The sequence below is a fragment of the Pseudomonas brassicacearum genome (genome assembly GCF_003732265.1).
Taxonomy (GTDB): domain Bacteria; phylum Pseudomonadota; class Gammaproteobacteria; order Pseudomonadales; family Pseudomonadaceae; genus Aquipseudomonas; species Aquipseudomonas brassicacearum_D.
This window is the reverse complement of sequence record NZ_MOBK01000004.1, coordinates 1-16485: the sequence shown is the minus strand read 5'-3', so window position 1 is coordinate 16485 and position 16485 is coordinate 1. Positions and strand designations below refer to the sequence as shown.

Sequence of the window (16485 nt, the reverse complement as noted above, 5' to 3'; positions counted from 1 at the left end):
TCATGAATAACCATAAAGTCATTTGGCAGGAAGGCATGCTGCTGCGCCCGCAGCACTTCCAGCACAACGATCGTTACTACGACCACCAGATGAAGACCCGCACCCAGTTGCTGGGCAGTTACACCTGGGGCTTCCTCAACCTGGACATCGACTTGCAGTTCCTCAACATGGGCAAACTGGTGGTCAGCCAGGCCTCGGGGATTCTGCCGGACGGCAGCCTGTTCGAACTTGGCGGCAACACCGAACCGCTGGCGCTGGACGTTCCGCCGAACACCGGCAACACGCCGATCTACCTGGCGTTGCCGCTGGTCACCGGTAACCACATCGAGGCGCGCCGTCCGGAGCAATCCGACGTGCTGGCGCGCTACACCGCGTACGAAGCCGAAGTCGCCGACTCCAACGCCGGCGACGACTCCGCCAGCCAGGTGCGCTGCGGTCGCCCGGACTTCAAATTGTTGCTCGGCGAACAGCAGAGCGATCAAGCCTACGTGAAGCTGAAGATCTGCGACGTGCTCGACACCACGCCCGATGGCGTGATCAGCCTCGACCCGGATTTTGTGCCGACCTACATCCAGGCGCATTCCTCCAGCTACCTGCTGTCGTGCCTCAAAGAAGTGATCAGCATGCTCGGTCACCGCGGCGACACCATCGCCGACCGCATCCGCTCCAACGGCAAGGTCGGCGGCGCGGAAGTCGGCGACTTCATGATGCTGCAACTGATCAACCGCACCGAGCTGCTGCTGCGTCACTACCTCGGTCTGGAACAAGTGCATCCGGAAGAGTTGTACCGCACGTTGCTGACCATGCTCGGTGATCTGGCGACCTTCTCCAGCGACAGCAAACGCCCGCGCCTGGACAGCCGTTATCAGCACAGCGATCAGGGCGCGAGCTTTCGCAAACTGATGGAAGCGATCCGCCAGGTGCTGTCGATGGTGCTGGAACAGCACGCCATCGAACTGATCCTGCAGGAGCGTCAGTACGGAATCATCGTCTCGCCGTTGCACGACCACAAACTGCTGGGCTCGGCGTCGTTCGTGCTGGCGGCCAGTGCCAACTGCGACTCCGAAGAGCTGCGTCATCGCTTGCCGGCGCACCTCAAGGTCGGCCCGGTGGAGCGCATCCGCCAACTGGTCAACCTGCACCTGCCGGGCATCAAGGTCAAACCGTTGCCGGTGGCCCCGCGGCAGATCGCGTTCCACTCCAACAAAACCTATTTCATCCTCGAACTCAGTTCGGGAGACCTGGCAGACCTGGAGCGCTCCGGCGGCTTCGCGTTCCACGTTTCCGGTGAATTTGCCGAGCTCGAACTGAAATTCTGGGCCATCAGGAACTGACTGAAATGATTAAGGACATGGAACACCATCAGGACGATAAAACCGTCTTGCTCGACCGCCAGGGCCACGGCCCGGCGCAAAGTCCGCTGACCGATTTCGCCGCACCACCGCGTTTCGAACAGCTCGAAGAACGCATGATCTACGCCGCGCGCCTGCGCCCGGCGGAAGCGTTCAACATCAGCCTCAATTCGCTGGTGGCCGCCGCGTCCGAGTTGCTCTCGGAAGTGGTGCGACTCAAGCACAGCGACACCCGCGAAGACATGTACGCGCTCAACGAGCGACTGACCGCCGGGCTCAAGCTGTTTGAAGTGCGCGCACTGCACAACGGCGCCGAAAGCAGCCAGGTAATGGCCGCGCGTTATGTGCTGTGCACCGTGGTCGACGAAGCTGTCGTGACCACGCCGTGGGGCAACGAAAGCGAATGGTCGCAGATGAGCCTGCTCAGCAGCTTCCACAACGAAACCTTCGGTGGCGAGAAGTTCTTCCAGCTGCTGGATCGCCTGTCGAAAAACCCGGTCAAGCACCTGCCGATGCTGGAATTGATGTACCTGTGCCTGTCCCTCGGTTTCGAAGGCAAGTACCGCGTACAAGCGCGCGGCATGCTCGAACTCGAAGGCATCCGCGATGCCTTGTATCGTCAGATCCGCCAACTGCGTGGCGACGTGCCGCGTGAGCTGTCGCCGCACTGGGAAGGCCTGAACGATCAGCGCCGCAGCCTGGTGCGCATCGTGCCGGCGTGGATGGTGGTGCTCTTCACCGTCGTCTGCCTGGTGGTGATGTATTCCGGTTTCGCCTGGGTACTCGGCGAGCAGCGCGACACCGTACTGCAACCTTTCCAGCCGCTAGATCCGGCCGCGGTCCAGCCGCAGTCACAGCCGTAAACAGGGACGTGTCATGAAAAAGTTTTTCAAGAAAGTCGGCGCATTCTTGCGCAAGACCTGGGTCTGGACCTTGCTGGTGGTGCTGTTTGTTGCGCTGCTGGTGTGGTTCGTCGGGCCGCTGCTGGCGGTGGATGACTACAAGTTCTGGGAAGGTTCGACCTCCCGCTTGCTGACCATCAGCGTGCTGTTCCTGATCTGGGGCCTGACCATGGTCTTCGTCAGCTGGCGCGCCGGTGTGCGTAAAAAAGCCATCGAAGACACCGAAGACGGCCAGGATCGCATCCGCCGTGAAGAGCTGATCGACGAAGAAGAGAAAGAGTTGAAGGTGCGTTTCAAGGACGCCCTGAAAACCCTCAAGACGTCGAGCCTGTATCGCGGTCGCAGCGAGCGCTGGCGCAGTGATTTGCCGTGGTATTTGCTGATCGGCCCACAGGGCAGCGGCAAGACCAGCCTGCTGGACTTCTCGGGCCTTGAGTTTCCGATCAACAAGATCGACCGCAAACTCACCCGCGACACCCAAGGCACCCGTCATTGCGACTGGTACTTCGCCGACCACGGTGTGCTGATCGACACCGCCGGACGCTACCTGACCCAGTCTGATGCCGAAGTCGACGGCAGCGCCTGGAGCACCTTGCTCGACCTGCTGCGCAAGCGTCGCCGTAACCGTCCATTGAACGGTGTGCTGGTGACCATTCCGGTGGAAACCCTGCTGTGCCCCGACGAGAAAGACCTCGAGACCCTGGCCCGCCAGGTGCGTGCGCGCTTGCAGGACGTGCATCAAAAGCTCCACGTCGACGTGCCGGTTTACCTGGTACTGAGCAAGGCCGACAAGCTGCTCGGCTTCGACGAGTTCTTCGATCAACTGACCCGCGAAGAAAGCGATCAGGTACTCGGCACCAGCTTCCGCAAAGAGCAGAGCGGCACCGACGTGACCGTGCTGCGCACCGAGTTCGAAGAGCTGCTGCGTCGCCTCAACAGCCAGGTGATCATGCGCATGCACCAGGAGCGCGACACCCAGCGCCGTGGCCGCATCCTCGATTTCCCGCATCAACTGGGGCAGATCGGCGAGCGCCTGTGCCTGTTCGTCGACATGGCGTTCACCGGCAACCGCTACCAGCGTGTCAGTCAGTTGCGCGGTTTCTACCTGACCAGCGCACCGCACCTGACCCAGGAAATGGACCAGACCACCGCCGGCATCGGCGCCAATCTGGGCATGAACGCCGGCGTGCTGCCGACCTTGCGCAGCGGCCGCTCACGGTTCATTCACCACTTGCTCAGCCGGGTGATTTTCCCCGAGGCCGATCTGGCCGGTCTGGACAAGCGCGAACGCAGTCGCATCCATTGGGGCCAACGTGCCCTGTATGTGGGTGCTTTGGCGGCATTGGCACTGTTCGGCATGCTGTGGGCGGGCGGTTTCTCCGCCAACTACGAGCGTCTGGAAAACCTGCGTAACCTCGCCACTAACTGGACGCAACAGCGCTCGGCCCTGACCGCGCGTGATGATTCCATGGCGGTGCTCAAGCCGCTCGACACGGCTTACGCGGCGACTCAGGTGTTCCCGAAAAAAGGCGACGTGAGTTACCACGAGCGTGGCGGCCTGTACCAAGGCGAAGACGTCAATCCAGTGGTCAAGAACGCCTACGAGCGCGAGCTCGAAGCGCAACTGCTGCCGAAGGTCGCGACGCTGCTGGAAGGGCAGATCCGCGCCAACATGCACGATCGCGAACGCCTGCTCAACAGCCTGCGCGCGTACCTGATGCTGAACATGAAAGACCGTCGCGACGGCCCGTGGCTCAAGGATTGGGTCGCCACTGAATGGTCCCAGCGTTACGCCGGCAACACCGCCGTGCAGAACGGTCTGAACACCCACTTCGAACGTTTGCTGCAGCAGCCTTTTATCTACCCGCTCAACGATCAGCTGGTGGCTCAGGCGCGTCAGGTATTGCGCAGCGAGTCGCTGGCCAACGTGGTTTACCGGATGCTGCGCGAGCAGGCTCGCAATCTGCCGGAATACCGTCTCAGCCAACACCTCGGCCCGCAAGGTTCGCTGTTTGTCGGCACTGACTACGTGATCCCGGGCTTCTACACGCAACAGGGTTATCAGCAGTATTTCTCGGTCCAGGGCAGTGCACTGGTCACCGACATCCTGCGTGACAACTGGGTGCTGGGCGAAGGCTCGGGCATCAGCGGCATGGACTTGCGTCGCCTGATGGTCGAACTGGAGCAACTGTACTTCCGCGACTACGCCAACTTCTGGAGCGAAGCGGTCGGCCAGGTCGCCCTGCCACCGATCAACGATGCGGGCGAGGGCGCCGAGCAACTGGCGGGCCTGACTTCGGCCAACTCGCCAGTACTGCAACTGCTGGTGGAAGTGCGCGAGAACACGCGCTTCCCGGCAGCCGCCGACAATGCTGAAGACGCGGCTGATGCAGCCGGGAAACTGGCAGAGAAGGGAGGCAAGCTCGGCAAACTCGCGGCAGCCGCGGCGGATAAAGCTGCGGACATGACCAAGAACCTGCCCGACACCGCGAAGAAATCCCTGCAACGTCGCTTCGAACCGCTGCACCGTTTGCTGGATGACAACAACGGCCCGGCCGCTGATTTGACCCCGGCCCTGACGGCGCTCAACGACCTGCAAATGCAACTGGCGAGCCTGGCGCGTGCCAGTTCCCCGGAGCAGGCCGCGTTTGAAATGGCCAAGACCCGCATGAGCGGCCAGCGTGATGCGCTGAGCGCGCTGCGCAATGCTTCTAATCGTCTGCCGCGTCCGGTCAGCGTGTGGTTCAACGTGCTGGCCGAAGACACCTGGCGCCTGGTGCTCAACGATTCCTACCAGTACCTGAACCAGCGCTATCAGAGCGAGCTGTACAGCTTCTATGGCAAGGCGATCAATAAGCGTTATCCGTTCAGCGCCCACAGCACCAGCGACGTGGCGATCAGCGACTTCCGCGAGTTCTTCAAGGCGCAGGGCATCAACGACCGCTTCTTCGATACCTACATGCGTCCGTTCGTGAGTGGCGATCCGGGTAACTTCCGTCTGCGTGTCATCGACGGTCACAGCCTGCCGATTTCCAAGGTTTACCTCGACCAAATGGCGGCGGCACAAGTGATTCGCCAGAGCTTCTTCTCGATCAACCCGGCCGAGCCGCAAGTGCAGTTCAAACTGGAGCCGTACACCCTCGACCCGGCCGTCAGCCGTTCCGAGTTCAAGTTTGGCGACAAGACCATCGAATACCGCCACGGCCCGATCGTGCCGGTGTCGTTCAAATGGCCGACCGACGCTGAAGACGGTCGCACCAGTCTGGTCCTCGACAAAATGGCCGGGCGCCCGATCGGCATCGAAAAGAACACCGGCCCATGGTCGCTGTTCCGTCTGTTCGACCTGATGCAGACCGAGTACCTGAGCGGTCGCGATGTGCTGGTATTGAAAGCTGACGTAGGCGGCCTGCGCGCCAATTACCTGCTCAGCAGCCAGCGCACACCAAACCCGTTCGACATGGGCGTGCTGCGCACCTTCCGTATGCCGGTGCAGCTCTGATGCTGGTTGCCAGTCCCTGGCGCAGCGCGGCGCGTACCGACGCCGGCAAGGTTCGGGCGCGCAACGAAGATGCCTTCCTCGACTGTCCACAGCAGGGGCTGTGGGTGGTCGCGGACGGCATGGGCGGTCATCAGGGTGGCGACATCGCCAGCCAGTTGATCGTCGCCAGCCTGGCGGAATTGCCGGTTCAGGATGATTTCGACGAACGCCTCAAAGGCATCCGCCAGTGCCTGCACTGGTTGAACCGCCGCTTGGGTCAGGAGTTGACCGTCACTGCCGGGCGCCACGACAGCATCATGGGCAGCACCGTGGTGGCGCTGCTGGTGGACGGCAATCGGGCGGCCTGCATCTGGGCCGGTGACAGCCGTTGCTACCTGTGGCGCGGCCAGCGTTTGTATCAACTGTCCAAGGACCATTCGCTGCAACAGCAACTCATCGACGAGCAAAACATGAGTATCGAAGACGCCAAGGCTCACCCTGCCGCCCATGCCCTGACCCGTGCGGTCGGGGCGGCCGAGCAGTTGACCCTGGACGTGCTCGAACTCGAAGTTTATCCCGGCGATGCGTTTCTGTTGTGCAGCGATGGTTTGTACAACGGGTTGAGCAGCGATGCCTTGGGCAACGCCCTGAGCCTGACCGCGCCGCACGTTGCGCTGGAGCGTCTGTTCGACGGCGCTCTGCGTGGCTCGGCACGGGACAACCTGACTGCCGTGGTGATCCGCCAATGACCCAACTCATGCCGCCGCTCGACGACCTGCTGGTGAGCGACGAAGAGGTCAGCAACCTGACTTATTTCGCGTTCGCCAAGCCGAATAAAGCTGAGCCCGCGCTGGCGCCGACCAAGGCCAGCATCGGCGAAATGCCGGACGTACTCGCAGGCCGTTACCGCATCGAGCGCCTGCTCGGTGCCGGTGGCATGGGGGCGGTCTACCGCGCACGGGATTTGCTGAGCGAACAGTTCGGCGATCCCGACCCTTACATCGCGCTGAAAATCCTCAGCGAAGAATTTGCCGAATCGCCGGACGCCAGCGCCTTGCTCTACAGCGAGTTCGCCCTGACCCGACGCCTGCGCCACGACAACGTGCTGCGTTTGCACAGTTTTGAAGTGGACACTGACTGCCAGCGCGCCTTCATCACCATGGAACTCATGCGTGGGCTGACCCTGGACAAATTACTCTGCGAGCGGCCCCTGGGCCTGCCGTGGAAAGAACTGCGCGACATCGCGCTGCCGCTGCTCGATGCGCTGGCCTATGCCCACACGCGCGGCGTGCTGCACGGCGACATGAAACCGAGCAACGTGATGCTCAGCGAAGAAGGCGTGCGCTTGTTTGACTTCGGCCTCGGCCAAGCCGTGGAAGGCATCCTCCCCGGCCTGCCGCACCTGAGTCGCGACCGCTTCAACGCCTGGACCCCCGGCTACGCCGCCCCGGAACTGCTCGAAGGCCAACCGCTGACCGCCAGCGCCGACGTCTACGGCGTAGCCTGCGTGCTCTACGAACTGGCCGGCGGCAATCACCCGTTCCGTCGCTTGCCCTCGACCGAGGCCCGTGACGGCCAGCTCGAACGCGAGCTGCACCCGCCGCGAAACCTGCCCAAACACTGCTGGCCAGCCCTGCGAACGGCGCTGGCTTTCGATGCGGCCAAGCGCACCATCACCGCCGCCCAATTGCGTGACGCCCTGGGCGCCACTTCGTCTTTGCTGCAACGCCTGCGAATTCGGGCGTAACGGATGACCACCGAACAGGGAGCAAGCAATGTTCAACTCAGCTAACGAAACCCACTTCAGCCTGACTGTTGAAGATTACGTGGGTGACCTGCAAGTGCTGTCGTTCACCGGCACCGAAGGCATTAGCCAGCCGTATCGCTTCGACCTCGAACTGGTCAGTGAAAACCCCGATCTGGACCTGGAACAGCTGCTGCACAAGCAAGCGTTCCTCGCGTTCGATCCGCAGGGTTCCGGCATCCACGGGCAGATCTACCGCGTCGCCCAAGGCGATGCCGGCAAACGCCTGACCCGCTACAAAATCTCCCTGGTGCCGCACCTGCAATACCTGCATCACCGCACCAACCAGCGCATCTACCAGCAGATGTCCGCGCCGAAAATCATCGCGCTGATCCTCGAAGAACACGGCATCAAGGGCAACGGCTACCGCTTCCAGCTCAGCCAACCGTGCCCGGACCGCGACTACTGCGTGCAGTACGACGAAACTGACCTGCACTTTGTGCAGCGCCTGTGCGAAGAAGAAGGCATTCACTACCACTTCCAGCACAGTTCCAAAGGTCATTTTTTAGTATTCGGCGACGACCAGACCGTATTCCCGAAACTCGGGCAGCCAACGGCCTACGTGCAAGGCAGCGGCATGGTCGCCGACGAGCCCGTCATCAAAGGCTTCAAACTGCGCCTCGAAACCCGCACCAGCCGCACCACCCGCCGCGACTACGACTTCGAAAAACCACGCCTGCAACTCGAAGCGGCGTACAAACCCGACGGCGAAAGCACCGAGCCCGACCTCGAAGACTACGACTACCCCGGCCGCTTCCTCGACCGCGCGCGCGGCAAATTCCTCAGCCAGCGCGCCCTCGAACGCCACCGCGCCGACTACCAGCAAGCCGAAGGCCACGGCGACCAGACCCGGCTCATCAGCGGGCACTTCCTGGAAATGTCCGACCACCCGCGCACCGAGTGGAACGACCTCTGGCTGCTCACCGAAATCGTCCACGAAGGCAAACAGCCGCAAGTCCTCGAAGAATCGGTGACCAGCGACACCACCGACAACAAAGACGACTTCCACCAGGGCTACCGCAACCGCTTCCTCGCCACCCCGTGGAACGTCTTCTACCGCCCCGCGCTGGAACACCCCAAACCCCGCGTCCTCGGCAGCCAGACCGCCATGGTCACCGGCCCCAAAGGCGAAGAAATCCACTGCGACCAATACGGCCGCATCAAAGTGCAATTCCACTGGGACCGCGAAGGCCTGGCGGATGACAAAACCAGCTGCTGGATGCGCGTCTCCTCCAGCTGGGCCGGCGACCGCTACGGCGCCATCGTCATCCCGCGCATCGGCATGGAAGTGCTCGTCACCTTCCTCGAAGGCGACCCCGACCAACCGCTGGTGACCGGCTGCCTGTATCACAAGGAAAACCAGGTTCCCTACGAATTGCCGGCCAACAAAACCCGCACTGTATTCAAAACCCTCAGCTCACCGGGGGGCGGTGGGTTTAATGAACTGCGAATTGAAGACAAGAAAGGTGCCGAGCAGATCTTTATTCATGCCCAGCGGGATTGGGATGAAAACATTGAGCATGATCAGAAGATTCGCGTCGGCAATGAGCGCCACGACACGGTGGTGAAGAACACCTACACCGAACTCAAGGCTGAAGAACATCGCACCACGATTGCGGATCGCAAGGTCGAAACGCGGCTGGATGATCACCTGACGATTGGGCAGAACCAGCATGTGAAGCTCGGGACTGCGCAGCTGACGAGTGTTGGGAAAGAGATTCATCTGAAGGCTGGGGCGAAGATTGTTATCGAGGCTGGCAGCGAACTCACCATTTTGGGGGGCGGGAGCTTTATCAAGCTGGATGCCGGAGGGGTGACGGTTGTTGGGCCGGTGGTGAAGATTAATGCGGGTGGTTCGGCGGGGAATGGCACGGGGATTGGCATCAAGCCTCCGCGTCTGCCGGGCGCTGCGGATTCAGACATCGCTGGCGCGGTGCCGCCACAGGCGCTCGGCAATGCGCCGATGCCGCCACCGCCAGTCTGCAAGGAATGTCTGGCCCGGGCCAAACGTAACGCCCAAGCTCTGGCCGCGAGATAAAGGACGACTTTATGTACACAAGCAACGTGCACTGGCTCGACGAGTTATGGGTCAACGCCCAGCAACTGCAACACCAGCACCTCGACCTGCTGATCGACGCCACCAGCCTCGACTACCCGCTGCTGCAAGAACTGGTGGAGCAACCCGAAGCGGTCAAACTGGCCAAGCTGTTCGAAAACACCCCGGAAGTCGCCATCGCCGATTTCGGCCCGTTGCTACTACGCGTAGACAACGCCCTACGGCCCTGGCTGAAAACCTTCATCAGCGCCGTCGACTGCAACAAACACGTCGTCGCCCTGTTCAGCCCTTGGGCATTCGAAGCGCTGGCCGATCATCTGCGAGGCTTCCTCCAGGCGCAATGGAATCAGGGTCGCTCCGAAGGCGTTTTGCGTTACTACGATCCGCGCATGCTGCTGCCGGTCGCCGAAACCCTGACCCCTGCGCAAAGCAACGCCTTCCACGCCGCCGTGATTTCCTGGCACTGGCTCGACCGCGACCAACACCCACAAAGCCTGCCCGGCAACTACGTGCGCCACGCACCGAAACCGGCCAGCGGCCCGGTCATGTTCGACCACCCGCAAGTGGCCAACCTGCTTGCCTGGACAGAGGCTGATGCTTACCGGGTTGATCGCTGCGCCGTGCCGCAGAACTATGGCTTGAGCCGTAATGAGAGCCTTATTCGTCATTTGTATAGAAGCCAATTGGCGGCGAATCAGAAAGGATTGAAAGAGCCGGAGGAGCGGGAGCCGTTTATTGAACAGTGGTTGGTGGAGAACTCGCCGTTTGTGATTGATGAGCCGCCGAAGGCGTTGATTTGATGGGGGTGAGTGCTCGTAGCCCGACGGGATTTTCAGGGAAGGTGATGTTTTCCTGGCTGGTTCGTGAGTGGATTAAACCCGGATCTCCGGGTGTTTTATTAATTGCCCGATGAACATGGAGGAACCGAAGGTATGTCAGTATTAACAGGTGTTATTAAGTCAGTTCGCTGCTGCGCGACGTTGATGGTAGAGCTGTTTGTAGGAAGGCAGTATTTAGATCGGAAAAATATTAACTCTAATAGGCCTGGAAAATTATTAATCCTATCAGTCGGAATGCTTTGCGTAAGCGCGTGCAACGCTGGTCCGGAAATGGTGTCTGCACCGGTTACTGGTTATAACCATACGTCCGCAGAAATTATAAGATTTAGTATTAACGGTGCCGGTGGTCCACGGATTCCAGCAAATCAAGGTGGAGGTGAAGTTTGCTGTGGCGCACTACCCGTTCAGTGGAATCCTGGAATTAGAGCGATTATCGAGTGGGACAAAGATCCAAAGCCATACCAATCCCTCAAACGTGATCAGTATGGGCAAATTGTTAAAGAGGCTGCAGTTCGTCACTCCTCTGGTTACTCTCACCATACAGCTACGGTTGAGATTCCCAAGTACGCCGAAAAACTATGTGCGTTACAGGTTCACTTTCTTCCCTGCGACCAGGTAAAAGTATCCACGACTTGCTTCACACCCGGCAATCCAAATTATCCAGATAGAGCGTACTTTCAAGCTAAGGAGCCGACCTCATGTTCGAATCATTGATGGCAGATGGTGCTCCTCCGCCGGAGGGAGCACTAATTGCCCCAAGCTTTCCTCTTACGCGTCGGTTGCCAAATGATCCGGGACAGTTGTCGAAGAACATACAACAGCAGAAAAAAGACGAAAGAGTATTTGGTAATAATCAACGCAAGCTTGCTCAAACTAAGGGGCAGGCAAATAGCGGGGTGCCTTGCTGTAAAACATTACATATCACATTGGCTTTTGATGGCACCAATAACAACGATCAAGCAGACGGCTCGTCAACGCCCAATTCTCGAAGCAATATCGCTCGGCTTTTTCACGCAAGTTTGGGGGCAAACCCTGATACGCAGAGTGAGGGATTTCTAAAATATTATTGTCCCGGTGTCGGGACAGTTTTTCCTGATGTCGACGAATACACTCCAGATCAAAATGGCCTTGTTGGAGCTAGCGGGGGCGAAAACCGTATTAATTGGGCTCTGACGAGGCTGCTTGATGCATTAAAACGAAATTTAGGAGAAGAAAGGTTAGATATCGTTGAAGCGAAAACGATGTTAAAGGCCATGGCCACTAACTGGTTTGGCAACGTTCTTAGTGCAGGAATACTCCAGAATGGAGAAAAAATGCGCGAAGCAACGTTGCGTCCGGAAATAGAAAAGTTGGAGGGTAAGCTAAAACAGAAGCTCGACGCTGATGAAAAGCCGAACATATTAGCCATGCGACTTTATGTTTATGGGTTCTCTCGAGGAGCCGCAGAAGCTAGGACTTTCGTTAATTGGTTACAGGCACTGGTTCGCTGTAAAGGGGCGAGTGGCGAAGTTGAGTATCGCTTCGCCGGACTGCCGATTTCCGTAAACTTTCTAGGTGTATTTGATACCGTTGCGGCGGTTGGTCTTGCCGACAGTGCTCCATTTGCGGCAGGGCATATGGACTGGGCTGATGGGACCATGCGATTACCTGATGAGGCTGCATCCATTTGCCAGAACACGGCGTTGCCCGAAGACTGTTCTTTTCTAAAACGTTGTGTTCATCTTGTTTCTGGCCATGAACAGCGAGCAAGTTTTCCACTGGATTCTATCCGACGGCGCCCCAAATCGCCTGATGGTAACCGTGACAAAAGTAAAGCATCAGGTTATCGGCAAGGAACGGCCGAATACATATACCCAGGCGTTCACTCGGATGTAGGTGGGGGGTATTCTCCGAACGATCAGGGTAAGGCCACAGCCGGCTCCGATCATGTGTTGTCGCAAATTTCTTTACAGCACATGTATGCGGAGGCATTCATGGCAGGTGCGCCATTATTGGTGCCGGAGCCAGCGGTGCAAAAAGAGGTTCACGACCAATGGAGAGCAATGAGTGCGGATCTTGAACTTGAATTTTCAGTCTCTGAAACTCTCATTAAACGCTTCAATGCCTGGCAAGCACAGGGCCAAAGTGGGCCATTAGAAGAAATGATGAAGCGTGAGCACGCTCTCATTACTGCTTGGCGAATTGATCGATATGCCGGCGGTGTAGAAAAACAATCGTTCTTTAAAAATGCTGCTCCGGATATGCCTAAAGCCAAAATAGATGCTTGGCAGGCCATCGAAAAACGTAACAATGCCGATGTAACCGCCGCTTCCGAGGGGCTCCCTAAGCCGGTTTACACTGAAGCTCAAGAGAAAGAGCATCAACTGAATATACAAATTGTTGGTGGGCAGGAAAAAGTCGACAAGATGCGCGGGGAGAAGGTATTCGAACCACCTTTGGACCATAGACAACTGAGTGGAGCGGCGGCTGAGTTTCGTCATGACTACCGACAAGAATGGGGCATGGTAGACGATGGCCTTACCATTGGTGGCGTCGCCGATATGTTGCTGGGCGGCACGGTCTACCTGATCAACGAGGAAGACGAAGCCGAGGAATATGCATACCTTCATACAGAGGGAACCAAGCGCTACAACAAGATGTTCAGTGCGCCTAATAAGCCTAGGCAGGGAGAAGAGGACCTCGTGGCGTTGTTCGATGAACAGGTTCATGACTCTCGAGCCTGGTTCATGAACTTTTCTGCCATTGGCCCACGTGAACCCTTTACTGACTATTTCCGCATTCGACTGGTCCATTTCGATAACGAATCGAACAAGCAATTGTCCCTTCTGGTTAGCGCCGGGCGAGTGATCGGACTTGGTATTGCCCTGGCGAGCGTCGGGCTCAGTATCAAGAAAAAAGATCCGCGTATGTTGCTAGGCCTGTTCTTGCCATCCTTGGCTCGTCCTGTTCTGAGTGGAAAAGTAGGTCTGCCGGAAATCAGCGCTTTCGACCCGCTTACTGGCATTGCGCTTCCAGTAGCAAGCAATCTGGATGCTCTGCGAGCGTTCACTAAAACTCCGGGCGATATGGTGGCCAAAGTCGCAGCCTTGCCACCGCTGAAGCCATTGACTGCAGCCACCGCTAACACCCCGGCGCTGCAGAAAATTCTGGTAGCCCATCAGGCGCTTGAAGCAGTGGAAGCTGCTCGCAAGAAGGACGCTGGTGCTTTGGCCAGTATGGTGGCCAAAGCGGCTAACGATGAGGACAAGCCCGGTGGCTGGCTCGACTTGGTGGCCGATCAGGCCAGTAACTTGAAATCGTCTGAAAAGAACGTGTAACTGCAAAACGATAAAAAGGGCGACTCTGAAATGAGCCGCCCATTTTTTCGTGCGCTACGGGTGAAAAGGGGTGAAAAGGGGACGGGTGAAAAGGTGACGGGTGAAAAGGGGACGGATTTATTTATGATGATGCGGTCTCCAATAAATAAATCCGTCCCCTTTTCCCGTCCCCTTTTCCCTTTCGCGTCTTCGAAGTATGAAGAGGCTTTGGGAAAATGATTCTCAAACAGTTGGGGTGGCGACAAGGCGTGAAAAAGAAGCGGTCTACTTTGAGGAGGCATTAAAATGCAGTTGCTGGAAGTAATTAATAAGACGTTTGTTGCTGCCTCCATTTTCTCCGTCTCAATGGGTTTTGCGTTGGCGGATACTAAGTGTAATTCTGCGAATTTAACGAATCCTGACATTATTATCTGTTCTCAGGCAGCTTTTGCCAAAGTTGATAAGGTGCTTAATGAGCAGTATAAGGCACTATCATCCGAACTAGATCCATCGTTAAGGCCTGAGTTGCTAGCTGCTCAGAAAAGCTGGATTAAGTTGAAAGAAGGCTACTGCAAGGATGAGGGGGATGGAGCTGCAGAGTCTCCTATAGACAGTCTTTCCTGTATAAAACAGTTTACGAGTTTTCGGTTGAGTGAACTCGTGTATCTCCGCACTGGCGTTATTGGAGATGGCTTTTATAAAGCGGTCTCAGTGGTTAATGAGAAAGCTACCGCGATGAATTATCCTAGGGCTATTGAGCTCGTGGGCGGAGATGCAGACTTTGGCACGTCTTGGAAAGAGTATGCGGAAAAAAATTGCGCCATGACCCAGAAATTATATGGAGAGCTCCATGAGAGATGTTTGGCAAGAATGCGATTTCAGATGCCAATCTACTAGTTGAATATTAGAGGCCTAGCTTCGACAGGCTTGTTTAAAGAAAAGTGGGGAAATTTTATTTAAGGTAGGTTGGCTATCGGTAAATAAAGTTGTCACTTTTTCACGGTCAATTTTTTGTGCCGTCAGGGCCGTATTCATGAATAGGGAGGTATGTTGAAAAGACTTTTCTTGGCGGCGTTATTGTTGGTTTCTTTGCCTGCGGTTGCAGAGCCGATGTTCCCGTCACTCAAGTCCTGCACGCAAGCCGGTAGCAATTGCGCATTGGTGTTGGATGCTAACAACTATCTGGTGGATGCCGATTCCGGTGACAAGCTATCCGACACGGCAGAGTCGGTCGGGGCCATGAATTCTTTCGAGCTGTATCGCGATGGTGATCGGTACATTTTGGAAAACGAGAATTTCTCCCAAGCGAAGTCTCGTCGCTGGGTGGTTTTTGACTATGACAGTGGAAGAGTAGCGCTTGAGGGCGCATATGTTTTCTCGATAGATATCAATCCGAGTACGGGGCCGTATTGGCACGGCTACGACTGCCGCGCCGATGCCAAGCTGTTTGCCCGACCTTCAGTTGATTCGTTCAGTGATGCCGCTTTGCAGGAGTTATGCGGTGATGCGGAGGGTTTGGTTGTCTCTGGGCAGGACTCTGGCGTGACCGTGCCCACCAAAGGGTTGACTGTCAGTGTTCCCGTTTACAACGCTCGTAACCGTGATGGTTTCGCGACTTACCTGTTTGTTGGAAGCGAGGAACCGGATCTTTCGAAGTTGGCTTGTCTAACCAATTGTGTCTCCGGCGCACAACTGCAAGAGCAAGTTCCGGTAAAGAGTCCGTCCTTGAATGACGAGCCGAATGAAACGTTGTGCTCCGCAGACGAAGATATTTATTTCAGTTGTCCATTGACGGGAGGAAAGACGGTTTCCGTTTGTGCGCAGGGAAACAACAAGCCCGCTGCCGGTTCTGTTCAGTACCGTTACGGCGTTCCGGGAAAAATAGAAATGCTCTTCCCGCAGAAAAGTGCACCTCCCAAGGGCAAGTTTTTCGTGGTGAATGCGTCGGAAGGTAGCGTCAACCTGGACATCATCAAGTTCAAAAAGGGGCCCTATACCTACCTCGTTAACCAAGCCTTCGTGAGTAATCTGACAGTTCTCAAGGATGACAAGGTTATATTCCGGCAGTCCTGTGGCGCGAGCAGCTATGCCTTCGTAAGTCGGTCCGCAAGGCAAGGAATAGAAGCGCAGCCTAAAAGTGCTGAAGACTTTCGCTAGTTAAGATAGCTTGGAAAAGGAACGCAGAAAGGGGACTCAACGTCCCCTTTTTCTATTCGCGGTTTCGTTACACCTTCGTCCGAGGCACCGCCGGATTCGGCGTATCAATATGATCCAACGCTCGCTCCACCAACAACCGAACCCCATCCGACATTCTGCTGATCGCCAGTGCTACGGAGCGCGGCGTGCCTTCGACATCGTCGGCCAGGTTGGCGGCGATGGCGCTGATGGATAGCAGGTCTTCCGAGGCGTTGGCCAGGAGGGCTTCGGTGTCGATGTCGGGGGAGACGGTGAAGAGGTTGCCTTTGCGCTGCTTGGGTTTTTCGCTGGGCGGTGGGGCGAAATGGTGGTTGAGGGCGCGTTCGGCGGCTTCGTGGAGTTTCTTCGAATCGAGGGATTCGTAGGGGGATGTGTCTTCGTGTTCTGGTGGATTTGGTGTTGGCTTGATCATAGGAGTAAATACCGAGATTAAGGAGCTTTACACCGTTTCGCTTGCTTCGAAAGAGGTGGCAGCTGTGCATAGGTGTGCAAGACCGACTGGGGGTGTCAGAAATTTTGTGTTCGGGCATAACATGAGTAAGAGGTGCATGTATGCCAACCA

At 57.3% G+C, this 16485-nt stretch carries 12 protein-coding genes; 11 read left to right on the top strand and 1 reads right to left on the bottom strand.

The window, feature by feature from the left end; genetic code table 11:
• The first annotated feature begins 2 nt into the window (after positions 1–2).
• From tssK to BK660_RS09655, 11 genes are all read left to right on the top strand, one after another.
• A complete protein-coding gene (gene tssK, locus BK660_RS09705) occupies positions 3–1334 on the top strand; it encodes a type VI secretion system baseplate subunit TssK (protein ID WP_123433134.1) in 1332 nt (443 codons plus the stop codon).
• 5 nt (positions 1335–1339) lie between these two features.
• Complete coding sequence (gene icmH, locus BK660_RS09700; RefSeq protein ID WP_123433133.1) at positions 1340–2215, top strand: type IVB secretion system protein IcmH/DotU; 876 nt, start codon at positions 1340–1342, stop codon at positions 2213–2215.
• 13 nt (positions 2216–2228) lie between these two features.
• A complete protein-coding gene (gene tssM, locus BK660_RS09695; RefSeq protein WP_123433132.1) occupies positions 2229–5753 on the top strand; it encodes a type VI secretion system membrane subunit TssM in 3525 nt (1174 codons plus the stop codon).
• A complete protein-coding gene (locus tag BK660_RS09690; protein WP_123433131.1) occupies positions 5753–6481 on the top strand; it encodes a PP2C family protein-serine/threonine phosphatase in 729 nt (242 codons plus the stop codon). Before tssM ends, BK660_RS09690 begins: the two co-directional genes overlap by 1 nt.
• Complete coding sequence (locus tag BK660_RS09685; RefSeq protein WP_185045053.1) at positions 6478–7479, top strand: serine/threonine-protein kinase; 1002 nt, start codon at positions 6478–6480, stop codon at positions 7477–7479. Before BK660_RS09690 ends, BK660_RS09685 begins: the two co-directional genes overlap by 4 nt.
• Before the next feature lie 28 nt (positions 7480–7507).
• On the top strand, positions 7508–9574 hold the full coding sequence (locus BK660_RS09680) for a type VI secretion system Vgr family protein (RefSeq protein ID WP_123433130.1): 2067 nt from the start codon (positions 7508–7510) through the stop codon (positions 9572–9574).
• An 11-nt stretch (positions 9575–9585) separates the two neighbouring features.
• Positions 9586–10392, top strand: coding sequence for a toxin Tle1 chaperone Tla1 (locus tag BK660_RS09675; protein WP_123433129.1), 807 nt, complete (start codon positions 9586–9588; stop codon positions 10390–10392).
• Positions 10393–10524: 132 nt separating this feature from the next.
• Positions 10525–11145 carry a Tli1a family immunity protein gene (locus tag BK660_RS09670; protein WP_259698495.1) on the top strand — a complete coding sequence of 207 codons (621 nt, stop codon included), beginning with the start codon at positions 10525–10527 and terminating at the stop codon, positions 11143–11145.
• Complete coding sequence (locus BK660_RS09665; RefSeq protein ID WP_123433128.1) at positions 11130–13748, top strand: T6SS phospholipase effector Tle1-like catalytic domain-containing protein; 2619 nt, start codon at positions 11130–11132, stop codon at positions 13746–13748. The genes BK660_RS09670 and BK660_RS09665 overlap by 16 nt, the downstream gene beginning before the upstream one ends.
• A 285-nt stretch (positions 13749–14033) precedes the next feature.
• A complete protein-coding gene (locus BK660_RS09660) occupies positions 14034–14624 on the top strand; it encodes a lysozyme inhibitor LprI family protein (protein ID WP_123433127.1) in 591 nt (196 codons plus the stop codon).
• Between the two features lie 150 nt (positions 14625–14774).
• Positions 14775–15884, top strand: a complete 1110-nt coding sequence (locus BK660_RS09655; RefSeq protein WP_259698494.1) for a hypothetical protein — start codon at positions 14775–14777, stop codon at positions 15882–15884.
• Between the two features lie 67 nt (positions 15885–15951).
• On the opposite strand, the gene BK660_RS09650 is transcribed toward BK660_RS09655, so the two are convergent.
• Complete coding sequence (locus BK660_RS09650) at positions 15952–16335, bottom strand: DUF6124 family protein (protein WP_123433126.1); 384 nt, start codon at positions 16333–16335, stop codon at positions 15952–15954.
• Between the last annotated feature and the right edge of the window lie 150 nt (positions 16336–16485).